At 42.0% G+C, this 19761-nt stretch carries 18 protein-coding genes; 4 read left to right on the forward strand and 14 right to left on the reverse strand.

Annotated elements, in window-relative coordinates:
- Positions 1–190: 190 nt before the first annotated feature.
- From PSF09_RS09100 to yfbV, 4 genes are all read right to left on the reverse strand, one after another.
- Positions 191–2020 (reverse strand): SLC13 family permease, encoded by a 1830-nt coding sequence (locus PSF09_RS09100; RefSeq protein WP_004912265.1) that lies wholly within the window; start codon positions 2018–2020, stop codon positions 191–193.
- An 88-nt stretch (positions 2021–2108) separates the two neighbouring features.
- Entirely contained in the window at positions 2109–2783 is a 675-nt protein-coding gene (locus tag PSF09_RS09105; protein ID WP_272683793.1) for a sugar phosphatase, read from the reverse strand.
- Positions 2784–3362: 579 nt separating this feature from the next.
- Positions 3363–3857 (reverse strand): YfbU family protein, encoded by a 495-nt coding sequence (locus tag PSF09_RS09110; protein WP_272664794.1) that lies wholly within the window; start codon positions 3855–3857, stop codon positions 3363–3365.
- Positions 3858–3996: 139 nt separating this feature from the next.
- Entirely contained in the window at positions 3997–4452 is a 456-nt protein-coding gene (gene yfbV / locus PSF09_RS09115; protein ID WP_004912272.1) for a terminus macrodomain insulation protein YfbV, read from the reverse strand.
- A 596-nt stretch (positions 4453–5048) separates the two neighbouring features.
- Here yfbV and ackA point away from each other — a divergent pair.
- Together ackA and pta are read left to right on the forward strand one after the other, a co-directional pair.
- Positions 5049–6251, forward strand: a complete 1203-nt coding sequence (gene ackA / locus PSF09_RS09120; RefSeq protein ID WP_210837000.1) for an acetate kinase — start codon at positions 5049–5051, stop codon at positions 6249–6251.
- A gap of 87 nt (positions 6252–6338) precedes the next feature.
- Positions 6339–8468, forward strand: coding sequence for a phosphate acetyltransferase (gene pta / locus PSF09_RS09125; RefSeq protein ID WP_272683872.1), 2130 nt, complete (start codon positions 6339–6341; stop codon positions 8466–8468).
- Positions 8469–8522: 54 nt separating this feature from the next.
- Here the strand turns inward: pta and PSF09_RS09130 are convergent, their stop codons facing one another.
- On the reverse strand, positions 8523–9419 hold the full coding sequence (locus tag PSF09_RS09130; protein ID WP_272664628.1) for a LysR family transcriptional regulator: 897 nt from the start codon (positions 9417–9419) through the stop codon (positions 8523–8525).
- Positions 9420–9514: 95 nt separating this feature from the next.
- Between PSF09_RS09130 and PSF09_RS09135 the strand changes: the two genes are divergently transcribed.
- Positions 9515–9985, forward strand: a complete 471-nt coding sequence (locus tag PSF09_RS09135) for a DMT family transporter (RefSeq protein WP_210837003.1) — start codon at positions 9515–9517, stop codon at positions 9983–9985.
- A gap of 58 nt (positions 9986–10043) precedes the next feature.
- On the opposite strand, the gene PSF09_RS09140 is transcribed toward PSF09_RS09135, so the two are convergent.
- The 4 genes from PSF09_RS09140 to yfcD all read right to left on the reverse strand — a co-directional run bounded on the left by PSF09_RS09140 (position 10044) and on the right by yfcD (position 13716).
- The gene (locus tag PSF09_RS09140) at positions 10044–11486 is read right to left on the reverse strand and encodes a sodium:solute symporter family protein (protein ID WP_272664627.1); all 1443 of its coding nucleotides are present in this window, start codon (positions 11484–11486) and stop codon (positions 10044–10046) included.
- On the reverse strand, positions 11483–11680 hold the full coding sequence (locus tag PSF09_RS09145) for a DUF3311 domain-containing protein (protein WP_210837007.1): 198 nt from the start codon (positions 11678–11680) through the stop codon (positions 11483–11485). Before PSF09_RS09145 ends, PSF09_RS09140 begins: the two co-directional genes overlap by 4 nt.
- Before the next feature lie 10 nt (positions 11681–11690).
- The gene (locus PSF09_RS09150) at positions 11691–12935 is read right to left on the reverse strand and encodes a M24 family metallopeptidase (RefSeq protein WP_272683794.1); all 1245 of its coding nucleotides are present in this window, start codon (positions 12933–12935) and stop codon (positions 11691–11693) included.
- A gap of 238 nt (positions 12936–13173) precedes the next feature.
- Positions 13174–13716: an NUDIX hydrolase YfcD gene (yfcD, locus tag PSF09_RS09155; protein WP_004912292.1), complete on the reverse strand. Its 543-nt coding sequence runs from the start codon at positions 13714–13716 to the stop codon at positions 13174–13176.
- 475 nt (positions 13717–14191) lie between these two features.
- Between yfcD and PSF09_RS09160 the strand changes: the two genes are divergently transcribed.
- Positions 14192–15103: a TIGR01777 family oxidoreductase gene (locus PSF09_RS09160; protein WP_272664625.1), complete on the forward strand. Its 912-nt coding sequence runs from the start codon at positions 14192–14194 to the stop codon at positions 15101–15103.
- Between the two features lie 3 nt (positions 15104–15106).
- Here PSF09_RS09160 and PSF09_RS09165 read toward each other — a convergent pair whose 3' ends face one another.
- From PSF09_RS09165 to dedD, 5 genes are all read right to left on the reverse strand, one after another.
- Positions 15107–15679, reverse strand: a complete 573-nt coding sequence (locus PSF09_RS09165) for a UbiX family flavin prenyltransferase (RefSeq protein ID WP_210837015.1) — start codon at positions 15677–15679, stop codon at positions 15107–15109.
- Positions 15680–15783: 104 nt separating this feature from the next.
- Positions 15784–16608 (reverse strand): YwqG family protein, encoded by an 825-nt coding sequence (locus PSF09_RS09170; protein WP_210837017.1) that lies wholly within the window; start codon positions 16606–16608, stop codon positions 15784–15786.
- 292 nt (positions 16609–16900) lie between these two features.
- Positions 16901–18418 carry an amidophosphoribosyltransferase gene (purF, locus tag PSF09_RS09175; RefSeq protein ID WP_004912298.1) on the reverse strand — a complete coding sequence of 506 codons (1518 nt, stop codon included), beginning with the start codon at positions 18416–18418 and terminating at the stop codon, positions 16901–16903.
- A gap of 14 nt (positions 18419–18432) precedes the next feature.
- Positions 18433–18936 (reverse strand): colicin V production protein, encoded by a 504-nt coding sequence (cvpA, locus tag PSF09_RS09180; protein WP_004912301.1) that lies wholly within the window; start codon positions 18934–18936, stop codon positions 18433–18435.
- 179 nt (positions 18937–19115) lie between these two features.
- Positions 19116–19757, reverse strand: coding sequence for a cell division protein DedD (dedD, locus tag PSF09_RS09185; protein ID WP_004912302.1), 642 nt, complete (start codon positions 19755–19757; stop codon positions 19116–19118).
- Positions 19758–19761: the final 4 nt, after the last annotated feature.

Raw genomic sequence — 19761 nt, forward strand, 5'->3', positions numbered from 1 at the left:
TCTCCTGATAAAATACACCCTAAATTAATAATAAATGTTATCAAAACAATTAAGTTAATATTATGCATTTTGATACGAGATTAATGGTAAGTTAAAATACAGGAGAGTAAATTATAATTAATATCATTTAATTGACAAATAAAAGAGGAATGGTTAATTAAAAATATCAATTAACCATTAATGTATTTTCTTAGAATGGAAATAAAATAGGCACGACTGCAATACTAATAAACATCACAATAATAGTGAATGGCACACCCACTTTTAAAAAGTCCGAAAATTTATAACCACCAGGTCCTAAAACTAAGGTATTAACTGGTGATGAAACGGGGGTCATAAAGGCTGCGGATGCGGCGATCCCAACAATCATCGCAAAAGGTAGCGGTGAGACATCCATTTGGCGAGCCGCAGCAATGGCAATCGGAGCCATTAGTACTGCAGTTGCGGTATTGGAAATAAATAACCCAATAGAGGCACACAAAATAAATAGGCACAATAGCATCACATGTGGCCCTAACCCACCAGCAACTTTCATTAACGCATCAACGGCAAGAGCAATCCCTCCCGTTTCTTGCAGTGCGAGCGCAAAAGGCATCATCCCAACAATTAAGATAATACTCGGCCAGTGAATTGACTTATAAGCACTTTCCATATCAATACAGCGAAATTTCCCCATTAACAAGCAGGCAATAAGTGCGGCAATAAAATTAGGAATTTCATTGGTCACCATCATCGCGACCATTAACGCCAAACAAAATAAGGCATGAGGAGCCTGAGATGCAGCAGGTGCCACCGCCTCTACTTCAGCAGCCAAATTCAAGACAATAAAATTTCGTGGCTTAGTCGATAAAATGCGAATTAATTTCCAATCACCAATGACTAATAAAATGTCACCCAATCGAAGCGGCTCATCTACCAACTTGCCGTCCAACGCCTTACCATCTCGACGAATACCAACCACGTTCAAGCCATAACGAGTACGGAATTTAATGTCTCTTAAAGATTTACCCAATAGTTCAGAATCTGGATTCATCGATACTTCAGCCATTCCCACATCACGTGATTGGTCTGAAAAATAATCTCCCCGTAAAATCATCGGTTCAAGGAGTTGTTCACTACAAAATTGGCGTAAATCGTCATCACTCACCGAAATATCGACTAATAAGACATCTCGCTCGCGTAACTCTGTTCCCCCAGTTGCACTCACCATCACTCGACGAAATTTACGCCAACGCTCAATCCCCACTACGTTCGCTTCGTAACGTGAACGCAAGTGTAGCTCATCAAGCGTATGGCCAATGAGTGGCGACCCCTTGCGGATAGCAAGGCGGCGAGCTCTACCTGTCAATTTATAATCACGAATTAAGTCACGAAAGGTGCGTCGATAGCGCTCAGGGAGTTTGTCTGGTTCGTTACTGCCTAGCCAGCGCCTTGTCAGCCACATGTAGGCAATACCTGCGAATAAAATTAAAATACCAATCGGGGTAATAGAGAAAAATTGGAAGCCTTTGATCCCTTCGCGTACCAATTCGCTGTTCACCACCATATTAGGTGGAGTGGCCACCAGTGTCATCATCCCACTGATGAGCCCTGCGAAGCCTAATGGCATCATTAACCGACTAGGCGATGTTTTCATCCGTGATGCGACACTTAAAACGACGGGAATAAAAATAGCCACTACGCCAGTGGAGCTCATAAAAGCGCCTAACCCAGCGACGGTGAGCATGAGGAAAACCAGCATTTTGCTTTCGCTGCTTCCTGCAACGCGAACAAGCCAGTCTCCCATTTGGTAAGCGATCCCTGTGCGAACAAGCCCATCACCAATAACAAATAATGCTGCAATTAGCAGAACGTTAGGATCTGCGAAACCTGCTGTAGCTTGCTCTAATGTTAAGGTATCACTCAACACAAACGCGACAATGACAAGTAATGCGACCACATCCATGCGAATTTTATTTGTGGTAAACAGAACTATCGCAATTAATAGGAGGGTTAAGACCCACAGCAATTCTCCGTTCAAAATATCCCCTTTCGACGAAAAAAAACATTGCTAAGAATTTTATTCAGTTAAGCATGTTTTATGGAGAATTTCTTTGATTAAATCACCATTAAGTCAAATTAGACACGAAAAGTTCATAATCACCATTCTTGTCAGGCCCCGTAACAGAAATTTGAGCCAATGAGTTTACAATTACTTGAATTTCATCACGACGCGGCATGCCTTCTGGTGCATGGACTGCAACCACTTGGCAACCTGCTGTTAATGCAGAGTGGATACCTGCTTGCGCATCTTCAAAGGCAATACAGGATTTTGCAGGAAGAGAAAGTGCTTGAGCGCCAAGCAAGAACGGTTCTGGGTCCGGCTTTCCTTTCGTGACTTTTTCAAATGTCACCCAATGTTTAGGTTCTGGTAAACCCGCAGCTTGCTGGCGTCCATGGGCAATCGGTACAGTACCAGAAGTGACAATTGCCCACGGAGCGCCAATTTCATTTAAACGTGACAGCAAGGCAATCGCACCAGGTAGGGCCACAACGCCCTCCACATCTTCGCTTTCCATTTTTTCTAACCAGCGAAAATACCCCATAATTTCGCCATCACTCGCTTCGGGTAAAAAGTGACGCAAACTGGTTAACGCAGGTTTTCCATGGATAAAATTAATGACTTCGGCTGAGTCTACACCAATTCGTTCACCAAACTTACACCAACAGCGCTCAACCACTGCCAAGGAATCTGCCAATGTGCCATCTAAATCAAATAGAAACCCTTTTGCCTTTAATTTCACGTCTACCCCTTTATTTGCTATTCACATAATAATTGAATCGATTCTAGCCCATTAGTTAACGCTAAATAGGCACATACACGCAACCTCAATATTAAAAATAATTAAGGATTGATACTAAAGCTTAGATTTGAATGCACTTGAGAGTTAAAACAGGAAAGGAATGTTGATTTGAAGTTGAAATTTTATACCTATTAATCCCATTTGCTCTAAGAAGTTTGTGCTGTAGCTAGGCGGCAAGCGCGCTAATCCCTAGGAGCATACATAAGTATGTGACTAGGGTTAGTGTGTGAAGCCAACACCGCTACAGCGCAGAATACGACAAGCAAATATGCTCTAAATTATTCGCGTTGTCGCTAGGCGACCAGAGAGGATATCTCGGGGAGCATACAAAAGTATGTGACCCGAGTAGCCGAACGCAGTCAACAACGCGACAAGGTGAAGTATGATGAGCAAATATGCTCTAAATTATTCGCGTTGTCGCTAGGCGACCAAAGAGGATATCTCGGGGAGCATACAAAAGTATGTGACCCGAGTAGCCGAACGCAGTCAACAACGCGACAGCGCGAAGAATGACGAGCATTAGGCGTTTAAGATCTGGGAAATCTCCACCGCTGATAAATGATACTGACGAGGACAGGCATGCCAAATCGCTAGCATCCGTACATATTTTTCCCACATTGGCGTTTGTGAGTTAAACCCATGCGTCCCGCTGTCAAAGTGGGTATAACGCCCTTCTGTGTTAACCATAAAGCGAACGTAGCTCAAATAGCGTGCTTCTGTTGCAGCATCAAAACCTAAAAATTGCACGCGCCGGCCATCAATGTCTTCCTTGTTAGCCATGTTGCTATAGGAGACTTGTAGCGCATGGTACATCTCCATGATATCAATAACAGTGCGGCAAATGTCTTCACTCAAATGACCGAAGTCTCTATCTAACTCACGCATTTGCAAACCAAAACCACGTTCAATAATGGTTTGTAAACGGCGATAACGTTCTGCATTATCGGGGTCAAGCATGGTCATCATTTTATATTGATTAGATAAGATCAAGCGTTGTGCGTTAGTCATTTCCATCATGGTTCTCCCACTAAAAAGTATGGCTTATCTTCGCATTCAACATCAATCATAGACAGTGAAAACATCGCTTTTATTGATCTAAACACGCTTTTTGCATTACTTATTGTTAAATCTACCTTTTAGTGGAAATCATCCCTTAGATATCTTCCATAAAAGAGCGATCTAGCTGGTTAAATGCACGTTTTAGCAAGTCAGCTAACGCCATATAATCGGGTTGGTGTTCAACTGGTGCCATAGCGATCCCCGCCTCTGTAAACTTATCACGGATCTCATAAAACCAGCTCAATAAGCTAGATGGCAAAGGCGTCGAAGCACGCTTTCCTAACCACCATAGGCCTTGCATTGGCAAACTACAGGCAAAAAGTGCCGTAGCAATGGCGGGTCCCAATTGCCCACCTAGCGCGATTTGCCATGCTAACGTGAAAATTGCAATCGGTGGCATAAAACGAATACCAAAGCGGACAGCTTTGTTGATGCGAATTTCGGGGAAGATTGGCGACAGTTTTTTTTCCATAGGAAAGGTCTTCAGATAGCGGTTACCTAATCTAAAGCGTTTAAAAAAACCGGGCGGTGTACTTTGTAATGTACTCATGAAACGTTTCCTATCGACTTCTTAAAAACTGAGGCAATAATCTGTAGATTGCGCCATGATAAAATCATAGCACATTTAAGATAACGAAATTATTTCATTACATTTACCTTAAGTTAAGTCACTTTACTAAATATCAGCTATTCTAATAGCAATGTAACCCTGTGCTATAACACCACTTTATACGTCACTTATGATTTTAATCAATCAAAGTCCCTATTTTTAAAAAAAACGTATAAAATATAAAATATTTTTAGTAGAATCTGCCACATTTAGAATTGCTGTTGCATTTGTTACTTTGTAGCTTTATCCATTTTCGAAACTGAAGATAGACAACAGTTATATATATTGGGGTTTTTGGTCGTTATTTCAACACTAGGTGCGAAGGTTTACTTTTATATACCTTTGTAAAAAAGGATAGCGCCTGCTTTATCAAACCCCTAGAGGTCTCACGATCTTTAACTTTTTCGCCTTTAACATGATATCAATCATGATGTTTCAGGTCATAAATACGCTAGGCTCTAGCGGTATATTTTTAATCTGAGTCTTTTCATGTTGTTTAAAAGGCTTCACAACAACAATTAACGATAGGTATTTCCATGTCAAGTAAGCTGGTACTGGTTCTAAACTGCGGTAGCTCCTCACTGAAATTCGCCATCATCGACCCAACTAATGGCGATGAATTTTTATCTGGATTAGCTGAGTGCTTTAACCTCCCGGAAGCCCGTATTAAGTGGAAAATGGATGGTGCTAAGAAAGAAGCGCCTTTAGGTGCTGGTGCAGCGCATAGCGAAGCATTGGATTTCATTGTTAACACTATTCTTGCTGAAAAACCTGAGCTATCAGAGCAAATCACCTCCATTGGTCACCGTATTGTTCATGGTGGTGAGAAATTTACCTCTTCTGTATTAATTACAGACGAAGTGATCGAAGGCATTGAAGCGGCTATTCCATTCGCACCATTGCATAATCCTGCTCATCTCATCGGTATTGAAGAAGCAAGAAAATCCTTCCCGCATCTGATCAACAAAAATGTCGCTGTCTTTGATACCGCATTCCATCAGACCATGCCGCAGGAAGCTTATCTGTATGCATTGCCATACGAATTATATTCAGAGCATAGTATCCGCCGCTATGGTGCGCACGGCACAAGCCATTACTATGTTTCCCGTGAAGCTGCGAAAAAACTTAACAAACCTGTTGATGAGCTCAATGTTATCACTTGCCACTTAGGCAACGGTGGTTCTGTTACTGCCATTGTTAACGGTAAATGTGTTGATACTTCAATGGGCTTAACGCCATTAGAAGGCCTGGTAATGGGAACGCGTAGTGGTGATATCGACCCTGCAATTATTTTCCATTTACATGATTCTTTAGGTATGAGTGTTGATCAAATCAATAAAATGCTAACCAAAGAATCGGGTTTATTAGGTTTAACTGGTGTAACAAGCGACTGCCGTTATGTTGAAGATAACTACGGCACTAAAGAAGACGCAACTCGCGCAATGGATGTTTTCTGCCATCGTTTAGCGAAATATGTTGGTGCATATAGTGCACTGATGGAAGGCCGTCTTGATGCTATCATCTTCACCGGTGGTATTGGTGAAAACTCAGCACAAGTTCGTGAAATCACCTTGAAGAAACTGGCAATCCTTGGTTTCGAATATGACCACGAACGTAACTTAGCGGCACGCTTCGGTAAAGAAGGTTTAATCACTACCGATAACAGCCGCCCAGCGCTGGTTATCGCAACCAATGAAGAGTTGGTTATTGCCCAAGATACTGCGCGTTTAACCGCATAAGCAACTTCTACCGCCAGCAACTAGCTGGCGGTATCGTTTTGTCATTAGAGTAACCGAAAGAAAGAGGTTCCCGTGTCCCGTACAATTATGTTAATACCTACTGGCACCAGCGTTGGCTTAACTAGCGTTAGCCTAGGTGTCGTTCGCTCAATGGAACAAAAAGGTGTTCAATTAAGCGTTTTCAAACCTATCGCACAGCCACGCGTCTCTGGCAATAAAGACCAAACCACTGAAGTCCTGCGTTCTCATTCAAGTATTACTACCATTGTTGAACCACTGACAATGGAATACGTTGAATCGCTACTGACCTCTTCCAAAAAAGATGTATTAATGGAAGAAATCGTAGCTCGCTATCATGACCACACAAAAAATGCGGAAGTGATTTTAATTGAAGGTTTAGTGCCAACGCGTAAACACTCATTTGCTCAATCATTAAACTATGAAATTGCCAAAACATTAGGCGCAGAAATTGTTTTCGTCACTGCACCAGGCAACAGCTCAATTACACAAATGCAAGAGCGTTTAGAGCTAGTACGTAACGAATTTGGTGGCCAACGCAATAAAAATATTATTGGCGTGATCATCAACAAGGTGAATGCCCCTGTTGATGAACAAGGTCGTACTCGCCCTGACCTATCTGAAATCTTTGACGATTCAACTAAGGCAACTGTAGCTAACCTCGATACTAAGCAACTTTCTGCGCTGAATCTGCCGGTACTGGCATCTATTCCATGGAACTTTGATTTAATTGCCACCCGTGCAATTGACATGGCAAAACACTTAGGTGCAGAGATTGTTAATGAAGGCGAAATCAAAACTCGTCGCGTTAAATCTGTGACTTTCTGTGCACGTAGCATCCCGCACATGCTTGAACACTTCCGCCCAGGCTCATTATTAGTGACCTCAGCGGATCGCCCTGATGTATTAGTTTCCGCATCACTGGCGGCAATGAACGGGGTTGAAATCGGTGCAGTTCTACTCACTGGTGGCTACAATATCGATGCGCCTATTCGCCAACTTTGTGAACAAGCCTTCGAAACTGGCTTGCCTGTTTTCATGGTGAAAAGCAATACATGGCAAACATCACTGAATTTACAAAGCTTTAGCTTAGAAGTTCCTGCGGATGACCATGAGCGTATTGAAAAAATTCAAAACTATGTCGCTCGTCATATTAGTAGTGATTGGATTGAATCACTGGTTGCAGACTCTGAACGCCCTAATCGCTTATCACCACCTGCATTCCGTTATCAGTTAACGGAATTAGCTCGTAAAGCAGGCAAGCGTATTGTTCTTCCTGAAGGCGACGAACCTCGCACAGTTAAAGCTGCATCTATCTGTGCAGAGCGCGGTATTGCAACTTGCGTACTGTTAGGTAACCCAGAAGACATTCGTCGGGTTGCTGCCGCGCAAGGTATTGAACTCGGTACTGGTATTGAAATTGTCGACCCAATTAAAGTCCGCGAAGAATATGTTGCTCGCCTCGTTGAATTACGTAAGAGCAAAGGAATGACAGAGGTTGTTGCACGTGAACAACTAGAAGATAACGTCGTATTAGGGACACTAATGCTGGAAAAAGGCGAAGTTGATGGCCTAGTTTCTGGTGCTGTTCATACGACTGCAAATACTATCCGTCCACCGCTGCAATTAATTAAAACAGCACCGGGTAGCTCATTAGTTTCTTCTGTTTTCTTTATGCTACTACCTGAACAAGTCTTTGTTTATGGTGACTGTGCTATCAACCCAGACCCAACTGCAGAACAATTATCAGAAATCGCTATCCAATCCGCTGATTCTGCAAAAGCGTTCGGTATTGACCCACGCGTTGCGATGATTTCCTATTCCACAGGTGATTCAGGTGCGGGTAGTGATGTTGAGAAAGTACGTGAAGCAACCCGTTTAGCACAAGAAAAACGCCCAGATCTGATGATTGATGGCCCATTACAGTACGATGCCGCAGTAATGGCTGATGTGGCTAAATCCAAAGCACCTAATTCACCAGTTGCAGGTAAAGCGACCGTATTTATCTTCCCAGACTTAAATACCGGTAATACCACGTATAAAGCCGTACAACGTTCTGCTGACCTTGTCTCCATCGGTCCAATGTTGCAAGGTATGCGTAAACCGGTCAATGACTTGTCTCGTGGCGCGTTAGTTGATGACATTGTTTATACCGTTGCATTAACCGCTATCCAAGCAGTACAAAACGAAAACGTTTAATTAGTCGATTATTGCGATGAATGCCAGCCAGCTTACTTAACTGGTTGGCATTTTTTATGACTGTAATAAACCGGAAATAGTGTTTCTTAACCAACTTAATGCATTGTCTGTATCACTACGTTCATGCCATATCATCTGAAAATCGAGCAACGGAATTTCAATTGGCGGCTCAAACATAACACACTGCTCATTCATTCCTTGTGAAAATACTTTCTGGGCAACAGTTAAAATCAAATCCGTGTTTTCAATCAATTGTGGCGCAACTTGCCAATAAGGCACCGTAACAGCAACACGCCTTTGTTGATTTAAGCGCTTTAATTGAATATCTACTTCATTTGCGTCAAAAGGTTTCATACTGACAGCAACATGTGGATATGAAAGCCATTCATTCAGCTCCATCGCTCCTTTTGGGCAAATCGATTTATCTGCCACACTTACCATTTGGTCTTGAAAAATAGACTGTGTATGTAGGGTATTATCCAATGAATTGAACACCCCAAATGCCAAATCTAAACTCCCTTCTTGTAATTTAGTCTGCATTTCTTCACGACTACAATGCCAAATTTTCAAATCAACATCAGGTGCATGTAACCGCAAATAACGTGTGAGCGGTAATGTAATAATTGCCGCACCGTAGTCAGATAAAGCGATATTAAACTGCCGATGACATAACTCTGGCCGGAAATTTTGTTGAGAAATCAAATAATCAAGCTGTTCTAATGCATTTAATAATGGTTCATACAAAGCCCCCGCCTTACTGGTTAATTGGTACTGTCCTTGTTGGCGAACCAATAATGGGTCTTGAAATAGCTCGCGCAACTGGTTCAATGTATGACTAACAGCAGGTTGGCTTTTATGTAGCGCCTCAGCTGCGCGGCTTACATGACGCTCTCGCAACAAAACCAACAATGTAACCAATTGATTTAAATCTAATTTTCTTAAGTTATTCATTTGACGAATAGTACCTTATAAAATTGTTCATTTCCCAATCAGTCTCCCGCTCATTAAGCTCATCTTAAATCAATAATGATAACTCTGAGGTTTATATGTCTACACTGTCATTATCTGGGGTACTCTTGGCATTAGTGGCCCTATTTGCTGGGGTAGTTGTACCTATCCAAGCAGCGAGTAATGCACTCTTAGCACGTCAATTAGGTCATCCACTATGGGCAACAGCAATTTCCTTGATTATCAGTATAATCGTACTCATTCCATTATTATTTATGTTTAAAGTACCAAGACCAAATTTTAGTATTGAGCTTTTCCAGCAACCTATCTGGATTTGGTTTGGCGGGCTTGCCGGTATGCTCTATCTAACTTCAGCACTGATTTTAGTTCCTAGAATTGGCAGCACGACGTTCTTTGTTATGGTAATTGTAGGACAGTTAATGATTTCAGCCTTGATAGAGCACTTCGGTTGGTTTGGAATGCCACAAAATCCCGTTCCACTTGGAAAAATACTTGGAATTGGTTTAGTGATTACGGGAGTATTTTGCGTTCAATTGTCTCGTAAATAATCAGCATAAAAATACCCGCATCAATGGCGGGTATTTAACTTAGTTTCATATCCCAATATTATTTTTTACGGGTCAATAACGAAACAACCACTGCCACAATAATATTCAGAATAAATGCAGCAATACCGATATTCATGAAACTTAAACTTTCCCCTAACCAAGGGAACAATTGCGCTAAAGAAATTTTCTCGATATAGGTTACCGCAAGAAATAAAACCCCCGCAGAAATCCCACAAATAGCCCCCGCAGGTGTCATTGGGTTTTTCTGTTTAAAGCTCATCAATAAAGCTGGGAAAAACTGTGCAACAATATTGACCCCGAGTAACATAATAGCCACCAAGGTATCGTTACTGTGGAAAATAAAATACAAGCTGACTAACGCAACAACAGGCACCATAAAGCGTGCATAAACGCCAGACTGGCGTTTTTCCTCACTCACACCCATCGCTTTTTGTACAACTCCCGCTAACATATTAGAGGTGGTTAGCAACAACATCGACCCTGGGACTAATGCGGTTAGCATACCCGCAGCACCAATAAAACCAACCACAATAGGTGAGAAGGTGCTTTTAGATATCTCAAACAACGATAAATCTACGGCCGCCCCTTCAAGATGCGGAATTTGCAGTATAGAGGCATAACCGACGAAAAATGCGAATAGCATAATCAAGCTGTACGCTGGGATCAAAATACTATTACGTTTCAGTGATTTTTCATCTTTTGCAGTAAACACTGCGGCCATATAATGCGGCCAACAGAAATAGGCAACCACAGATAAGAATATTGTGGAAATATACCACGGGATATTTAGACCCGTTTCGGAGAATGTTAAAAAGCTTGGCATCGCTGTATCTATCGCTTTAAACATATCCCCAAAACTACCGTAATAATGAAGTGGGATATAAATACCGATAAATACCACCACAATTAAAATCATTAAATCTTTCAGTGCAGATGTCCAAGCTGACCCATGAATACCGGAAATCATCACAAATAATGTTACTGCAATAATACCAATCCAGATGGCAATATCCGCAGGAATTGCTCCATAAGACGCTTGAGAAACAATAATACCTAATCCTTTAAGCTGCAAAACAAATAAAGGCACCATCGCAGCAATAGAAATCAAGCTAATCAATAACCCTAACCCCGGGCTTTGGTATTTCTTGGTAAATAACTCAGAAATCGTTCTGACATCATTATCTTTTGCAAAGCGCCATACTCTTGGGTGTACCCAGTATAAAAAGATCCCCATAAAAGCATTGACCGCTAAGGTATATAGAATCGCAGGTCCTTTACCGTAAGCCCAGCCGCTTCCGCCAAGAAAAGTAAACGTGGTATATATTTCCCCTGCACTTAGAAGGAAAACCAGTAATGCACCATAGCTGCGCCCACCGACAGACCACCCTTCGTGATCCATCGTTTTGCCTTTTTTAGCACGGATAGCAAGATAAATGCTAAATAGGAAAAAAATAGTAATAATAATTAGTGCGGAACTCATGAGCTTTCCTTCGTATTTTTATTATCTAATACATTGATTAGTAACATAACTAAGGCTGTAATAATCACCCATGAGACAATCCAGAACATTAAAAATGGCAAGCCCATAACAAAAGGTTCTACTTGGTTGGCATAATAGATACCTACGGTTAATGCGAGGATTGGAAAAATAACTAAATAATGATACCACTTCATATACCGCCCCTTATTCCACTTGCCCGAAAGAAATTAATTCACGAGGCAAATGACTTAACATTTCTACTCCGTCTTCAGTAATAAGCAGCATATCTTCAATCATAATGCCGCCAACACCAATCCCGTAATACGGTGTTTCTAAACTCATCACCATCCCAGGTCTAAATATCTCTGTCGTCGCCGCGCTCACAAAAGGGGCTTCTTCTAACCCAACGAATACCCCATCACCATGGCCTAGGTGCCCACGATTATAATGAGGTAAACCCGAAGAACGAATGAGGGCCATTGTTTCATTAAAAACATCACTTAATGCAACACCGGGTGCAACTCGGCTTAACATATATTGATGGCCTTTTAAGATAGTGTGATAAATAGCAGCGACTTTTTCATTCGGTTGACCAACCACAAATGTCCTTGCAATATCAGCACCATAACCTGCCACATCTACACCACAGTCAAATTTAATTAAGTCACCTTCTTTTGCCGGTTGGTCATCTGGGATCATTTTGGGTGAAAAATCACTGCCCACTGAAATTAAATTGAAGCGACTATAGTTCGTTTCAGGGAATTCCATCACTTTAGCTTTAAAAGCAGCGGTTAATTCCGCTGAAGTACAGCCAACCCCGATTAATTGACTCGCAGCAGCGATACCGGCTTCTGTAATTTGTGCAGATTTTCTGAGATGAGCGATTTCCCACGCACTTTTAATCATGCGTAATTCATTAAATAACGGCGAAGAGTCAACCAAATTTAAACCGGGAATAACCCTATCCAACCATACCTTACCAGTATGTGTAATTTGATTTAATTCAATCGCAACTGGTTTCCCATAAACCCCCGCTTCTGACAACGCTTCTTTGAGTAAATTGAAAATCGTTTCAATTGGGCTATTAATTGGCCTAGCCTTCATCACTTTGCCATTTTCAGGGTTGTAAGGGTCGTCGACATCCACCCATATTGGAAATGTTTTAATCTTTGCATTAGGCATTTGAAGCGACAAATTTGCTGCTTCAAATTCATTCATAATAACCAATGATTCTATGGAAGGATCGCGAAAAATAACCGCAATCGCAGAGCCTGTTTGCCTGAAAGTGTACATAAAGAAGCTTGCAAAACCGGTTAGGTGATAGAAGTTATCACCCACGGTTGCGATTAATGCTTCAATCCCTTCACGTTCCATAATCTCACGGGCTTTATTGGTTACGTTCTCAAGGTGTTGTTGTTTCAAAAAAGTATTCTGTTTATCAATTGTCATTTTTATTCTCTCGAAGCGTTATATATACATCAAGCAGTGCATCATATCGCAAACGATAAATGTTAAGTTCTGTCACATTATATCTAGTGTGGAAATGAATACATCGTTTAGCATGCAAGTTGGTTATAACTAATCGTTATATATTAGCCAGAAATTAACTTTGCTAGAGATTTGATTTTGGGGAAAATAAAGAAAAGGACTAAATAAAATAGCCCTTTAATAATTTAAATCTGATTGGTTATGAATTTTCAGCACAAGTGATGGTTTTTTCTAACTCATTATTGCGAGTTAACCACAAAGAAAGCGCTTTGAGTGAATCTGGCGTAAATTCATCACAGCGTGCGCTGATCTCTTTCGGAGTCAACCAACTGACTTCAACAACTTCAGATTCTTGTAAAGCAAATGGGCCATGGCTCACACAGCTAAACAACCCGCCCCAAACACGACAATGCGCATCTTCAAAATAAAAATGGCCATGTTCCGCAAAAGGAACGCCTGCAATACCCAGCTCTTCTTCAGCTTCGCGCTTTGCAGAATCAAGGATGTTTTCCCCTTTTGTCACGACCCCACCTGCTGTTGCGTCAAGGAAACCGGGGTGAAAATCTTTAATATCAGTGCGTCGTTGAACCAATATTTTGCCCATTCCGTCATGAACAACTATGTAAGTTGCACGGTGACGTAGGTTTTCTGCCCGCATTTGGCTACGTGTTGCTTGAGCAATCACCGTATTGTCTTCATCAACAATATCGACCCATTCAACGACTTCGGTTGGTTGTTCCATCCTGTAAACCTTTTATTTTTAAGCTAAAAATGCTTATATCATTAGACTGATTATTATTGTGTGCCAGATAATATCAATCCGCATTGATCCGCGCCTATGGAGATGATCCTAGCTGAATTTGTAATTAGTTGCCATCATAAAAAGCACTTCTTTATTGCAATGATAATGAGGCCAAGTTTCTTTAAGGTAGTCCAAGCAAATCATACAAATTGTATTCACAAATGCTATAGTTAAATCATAACGCTGTAGTTTGTGACTGATCTCAGGGATATCCCCTAAATAGTTCAAATTGCAGCTAGGCGCTAAGAGATGGCATCCTTAGGAGCATACACAAGTATGTGACTAAGGTGACAGAACGTAGGCAACAACGCTGCGGTTTGAAATATGACGGGGATAAGGAGCATACACAAGTATGTGACTAAGCTGACAGAACGCAAGCAACAACGATGCGGTTTGAAATATGACGGGGATGGCGATGAAGATACTCATAACAGGCGGCACCGGGCTAATCGGAACACCACTTATCCAAAAACTGATTTCTCTTGGACATCAGGTTACTGTGTTAAGCCGTTCTCCGCAGAAAGTTTATAGCCATTTTTGCAAGGCGGTTGAGTGCTGGACGTCTCTTAATGATCAAACTCACCTGAATGACTTTGATGCCGTTATTAACCTTGCTGGCGAACCGATCGCGGAAAAGCGCTGGACCGAAGAACAAAAAAAGTTATTGTGCGATAGTCGTTGGAAATTGACGCAAAAGCTGAGCGAGTTAATCCTCGCCAGTGAAACGCCACCTCGTGTATTTTTATCGGGTTCTGCTGTCGGTTATTATGGCAACCAAGGCCAGTCGGTCGTGACTGAAGACGAGCAACCCCACGATGAATTTACTCACCAACTCACACAGCATTGGGAAGCGTTAGCCGCTAATGCACAATCGGAAAAAACGCGCGTTTGTTTATTACGCACAGGCCTAGTGCTATCGGCGAATGGTGGTTTACTGGCTAAAATTCTCCCCATTTTCAAAATGGGAGCGGGAGGTCCAATCGGTGACGGAAAACAATATATGCCATGGATACATATCAACGATATGGTTCGGGCAATTTGTTTTCTATTGGATAGCCCAACGCTTTCTGGGCCCTTTAATATGACATCGCCTTATCCAGTCCATAATGACTTATTTTCTGCCACGTTAGGTGATGTTATCAATCGCCCTTCATTTGTGCGAACGCCCGCTTTTGTGATTAAGACCATCATGGGAGAGTCTGCAGCACTGGTGTTGGGTGGTCAACAGGCAATTCCCAAAAGGTTGGAAGAAGCAGGATTCCAGTTTGAGCATATAGAATTAAAAGAAGCGCTTACTGACTTGCTTATTCCACATACAGATGAGTAAGGGTTATTTCCCCCCTTGCCAGCGGTGAAATAGGTCTTGCTCCAGTTCTATATCAAACTGATCAAGGATACGATTAACGGTTTGGTTGATAATATCTTGGATTGTTTCAGGTTGGTGATAAAACGCTGGCATCGGGGGCATGATCACGGCTCCCATCTCTGCCGCTTGTACCATTAAGCGCAAATGGCCTAAATGTAATGGTGTTTCTCGTACACCTAACACCAATTTTTTCCCTTCTTTGAGGACCACATCGGCCGCTCTTGTGACTAAGGTATCAGTGTAGCTATGAACAATGCCAGACAGTGTCTTCATGGTGCAGGGCATGATCACCATTCCAGCAGTGCGAAACGAACCTGAAGAAATTGCAGCGGCGATATCGCGACTATCATAGTTATGGTCAGCTAACTGCTGAACCTCTTTTACACTATAGTCAGTTTCTAATGCTAATGTTTGACGGGCAGCCGCACTCATCACCAAATGGGTTTCCACCTCTTTAACAGGTTTCAACACTTCAAGCAACCGGACACCATAAATAGCCCCACTCGCCCCTGTTAACCCAATGATCAGTTTTTTCATTTCGCTGCCCTATTCACGATAACTCAGCGCATTATATACAATATTCACTCAAATTGCAGATACCAACAATGCTGCAACCCTATCTATAATGAAAATTTAAGCAATTAACCACAATCCCAATTATACACAACTCGACTAAAATCCCTTTTCTTCAGGTCATCGGGGTGAATAAAAAAATTACCCACTCCCATATCTCCCCACATAATCCCTATTTCATAATCGGTATTTATTTGGAGAAGTAATTCATATTGTTGAATATCTTTTTCGTATTCTCTTGGGTCGGTTTGAGTGAAGAACGGATAACCGCCTATGCAATGTGCCCCTGATTCAAAAGTATCACTGTAAGGCTCAACCCATTCGTCGTAAAAGTCTTCACCGTCAAATTGGTCCTCATAATCGTAGAGGTTATCAACCCCTAAAATTTTCTGGCCAAATTGGAAATCATCAATACTGATGAACTGTTCCGCAGGCGTATATTCAATACTGTATTGGTGATCTATAGGGGTATAGTAATCATCGGAATGGGCTGCAATCACGGCGGAAAAATCTTGGGTTAATTGGGCGGCATCTTCAATAACCTCTTCCCAATAAATAATGCAGAAATCTTCCTGTTTTTGCCTTTGTTCAAAGTCGGCTCCATATAAGTCATCACCACCAATAAAAAACTGCAAAATGCCCTTTTCAGGGTAATTTTCTAAGTTAGGCATTTGTGCAAAATTAATTTGGGCAAGTAACTTGAGCGGCGTTCCTTCGCTATTCGTCGGATACTTTTCATTTAGCGGCAAATACGGCATTCCCCCGACACGACTATCCCATAATATATAGTCTTCAACTGGGGTTAACGTCATTTCAACAAGGGATTTTTTAGTGGATTTGATTTTATCTACAAAAGGTTTAATCACATCAGGAAGGGAGTTGAAATCAGCCATATATCGCTCCAAATAGGCAGTTAATGTCCCTCTAGCTTACTCGATTTTTACGTATTTTAAATCAGACATAACTGTAACTTACGCCTTCATTTAACGTCATAGTTTTCTTGATATTTTAGGCTACAGATTAAAGATGGGAAAAATCAGAATCACTGTGGATTTTCTATATAGTTAGGGTTACAGCTAGGCGGCTAGCAAAGAGACCCTAGGAGCGTAGAAAACTACGTGACCAGGGCGAATTTGTGAAGCCAACAACGCTGTAGCCCAAACTATGACGAAAATTGACGAAAATTTAGCCTTCGTTATAAATCTCTAGGTCTTCAACCTCACTCTGATCCTTCAACTTTAACTCATCGTCTTTTCGTAAGTTTTCTAGGTAGTCTAAATAACTTTGGTCGATATCTTTGGTCACATAAATACCATCAAACACGGAGCACTCAAATTCTGTGATTTCAGGGTTTTCTTCACGGACGGCAGCGACTAAATCGGTCAAATCTTGGAAAATTAGCCCATCTGCACCGATAAGTTTGCGAATTTCATCCACTTCGCGACCGTGTGCTATTAATTCATTTGCATTTGGCATATCAATGCCATATACGTTCGGGAAACGCACTTCTGGTGCCGCTGAAGCAAAGTAAACATTTTTTGCTCCCGCTTCACGCGCGAGTTCAACTATTTGCTCAGATGTTGTGCCGCGAACAATGGAGTCATCAATGAGTAAGACGTTTTTATCACGAAACTCCGCGCGGTTCGCATTGAGCTTACGACGGACTGATTTGCGACGCTCTTGCTGACCCGGCATGATAAACGTACGACCAACATAACGATTTTTCACGAAACCTTGGCGGTATGGTTTATCCAGAATATGTGCGATTTCTAGCGCGATATCACACGATGTTTCTGGGATAGGAATTACCACATCAATGTTTAAATCTTCCCATTCTCGAGCAATTTTGGCGCCCAATTTTTGCCCCATGCGTAATCTTGCGTTATACACAGACACTTTATCAATAAAAGAGTCTTGGCGAGCAAAATACACATATTCAAAGATACATGGGGTCAATTGCGGGTTATCAGAACATTGGCGTGTAAATAGTTGCCCTTTTTCCGTCACATAGACCGCTTCGCCCGGAGCAACATCGCGTAAAAATTCGAACCCTAATGTATCAAGTGCAACACTTTCTGAAGCGACCATATATTCATGCTCACCGCTTTCAGTAATGCGACGCCCTAGTACTAACGGGCGGATCCCATGAGGGTCTCGGAAAGCTAACATACCATGGCCAATAATTAGCGCTACACAAGCATATGCACCGCGTAATTTTTTATGCATGGCTGACACAGCGCTGAAAACATTGTCTGGTTCGAGAGGGAAATGATCAAACCTATCCAGCTCATGCGCTAATACGTTCAGTAATATCTCAGAATCAGAGGTGGTATTAACATGGCGACGCGCGGTTTCAAATAAACTCCGAGTGAGTTCATGAGCGTTTGTCAGATTACCATTATGCGCAAGTGTAATACCAAAAGGTGAGTTTACGTAGAAAGGCTGCGCCTCAGAAGCGCTTGAGCTACCTGCTGTTGGATAACGGACATGCCCTAACCCCATGCATCCCTGTAATCTCAGCATATGGCGTGTTTCAAATACATCTTTAACAAGACCATTTGCTTTGCGTAAACGAATGTTGTTTTTGCCATCAATCGTGGCAATACCTGCTGCATCTTGCCCACGATGCTGAAGCACCGTGAGAGCATCATAAATTGATTGGTTTACCGGTGTAACACCGGCGATACCGACAATACCGCACATTTAGTCTTTCCTCATCAGCCAGACGGAGAAATGTTCTCCGGTAGGAAACTTGACGCATTTTGCAGGTAGTCAAAAAACCACCTGATTATATGACTGAACTGCGGAATAAGTTCCGAACGCTGCCAGTCCTCACTTTGAGGTAATGGTGTAAATGTATCGAGAAAAAACAGTAATGCCGAAACTATTAACACACCACGCAGCGCACCGAAGCAGATCCCCAGAACTCGATCTGTACCTGATAACCCGGTTTTTTGTACTAACGAGCTAATCACATAGTTCACCACCGCGCCAACAATTAATGTGGCAATAAACAGTGCGGCGATAGCAATGCCATTTCTAACCAGCACATCCTCAAAACGGGTAAAGTAGCCCGCTAAGTAAGGATAAAACGTACTCGCAACAAAAAAAGCACAGCCCCATGTCACCAGTGAGAGCGCCTCTCGTACAAAACCACGGATCAAGCTAACTAGTGCCGAGAAGCCAATAATGGCGATAATTGTGTAATCTATCCAGACCATATTTCATTCCAAAATTCGCACTCACGACATCAGCGAAGTGCATTCTAACAGAAAACGAAAACGTTTGCGTAACCATTTTTCTATCAAATTAAAAAAAATAGCGGCGAAAAGAAAAAATCATAATCGCCGCAGTAAGTTACTAAATCCCCTTACCTTTTAGGGATTATTTAAATTCTATTTTAAGGTTTATAGCTTTGGATTATCCCTTTTGTCCCCGTAATCTTATTCAGTTCTGGTAAAGCCGCTTCTAGTCTCTGCCTTGAAGCCTCAGGCCCGACGTAGATCCGCGTGAGTTTATTATTCACCGGCTTGGCAGGAACCGTATAAACTTGGTAACCGGACAACCTTAGTTTAGCGACAATCTCTTCAACTTTACTTGCATTGTTCAATGCAATCACTTGCACAACAAACGCTTTGCCCTGTGGTTGAGGCTTAGGTTCTGGCTTAGGCTCGGGTTTGGGTTGTGGTTTCGGCTCAACTTTAGGTTCAGGCTTAGGCTCCGGCTTGACGGGTTCAACTACGCTCGGCGCAGGAGTTGTCGTCGATGGCCGAGTTTCAACCTGCTCATTCTGTTGCTGCGTAATGGCTTCTGACAACATGGCTTCAGAAGCACCTTCTGAAGAAGCAGTGGTTGTCGTACTGACAATAGGCGCTATTGCTTCAATATCTTCTTCATCACCCGGTTTAGGGATAATAGGAATGGCCGCAAATTCATTTTCATTGTATTTCTTATCGCCATCAAGCAGAGCAGGAAGCACAATAACCCCCACTGCAACAAGCACAATGGCGCCAGCAAGTCGATTCTGAAATTTACTAGCCACCGGC

The organism is Providencia sp. PROV141 (assembly GCF_028481645.1).
GTDB lineage: Bacteria > Pseudomonadota > Gammaproteobacteria > Enterobacterales > Enterobacteriaceae > Providencia > Providencia rettgeri.

Coding starts and splice junctions, on each gene's coding strand:
- PSF09_RS09150 (WP_272683794.1), bottom strand. CDS start 12,935: ATGACAATTGATAAACAGAATACTTTTTTGAAACAACAACACCTTGAG.
- PSF09_RS09165 (WP_210837015.1), bottom strand. CDS start 15,679: ATGAAAAAACTGATCATTGGGTTAACAGGGGCGAGTGGGGCTATTTAT.
- yfbV (WP_004912272.1), bottom strand. CDS start 4,452: ATGAGTACATTACAAAGTACACCGCCCGGTTTTTTTAAACGCTTTAGA.
- cvpA (WP_004912301.1), bottom strand. CDS start 18,936: ATGGTCTGGATAGATTACACAATTATCGCCATTATTGGCTTCTCGGCA.
- PSF09_RS09140 (WP_272664627.1), bottom strand. CDS start 11,486: ATGAGTTCCGCACTAATTATTATTACTATTTTTTTCCTATTTAGCATT.
- ackA (WP_210837000.1), top strand. CDS start 5,049: ATGTCAAGTAAGCTGGTACTGGTTCTAAACTGCGGTAGCTCCTCACTG.
- PSF09_RS09170 (WP_210837017.1), bottom strand. CDS start 16,608: ATGGCTGATTTCAACTCCCTTCCTGATGTGATTAAACCTTTTGTAGAT.
- PSF09_RS09135 (WP_210837003.1), top strand. CDS start 9,515: ATGTCTACACTGTCATTATCTGGGGTACTCTTGGCATTAGTGGCCCTA.
- PSF09_RS09110 (WP_272664794.1), bottom strand. CDS start 3,857: ATGGAAATGACTAACGCACAACGCTTGATCTTATCTAATCAATATAAA.
- pta (WP_272683872.1), top strand. CDS start 6,339: ATGTTAATACCTACTGGCACCAGCGTTGGCTTAACTAGCGTTAGCCTA.
- PSF09_RS09160 (WP_272664625.1), top strand. CDS start 14,192: ATGAAGATACTCATAACAGGCGGCACCGGGCTAATCGGAACACCACTT.
- purF (WP_004912298.1), bottom strand. CDS start 18,418: ATGTGCGGTATTGTCGGTATCGCCGGTGTTACACCGGTAAACCAATCA.
- PSF09_RS09145 (WP_210837007.1), bottom strand. CDS start 11,680: ATGAAGTGGTATCATTATTTAGTTATTTTTCCAATCCTCGCATTAACC.
- yfcD (WP_004912292.1), bottom strand. CDS start 13,716: ATGGAACAACCAACCGAAGTCGTTGAATGGGTCGATATTGTTGATGAA.
- PSF09_RS09130 (WP_272664628.1), bottom strand. CDS start 9,419: ATGAATAACTTAAGAAAATTAGATTTAAATCAATTGGTTACATTGTTG.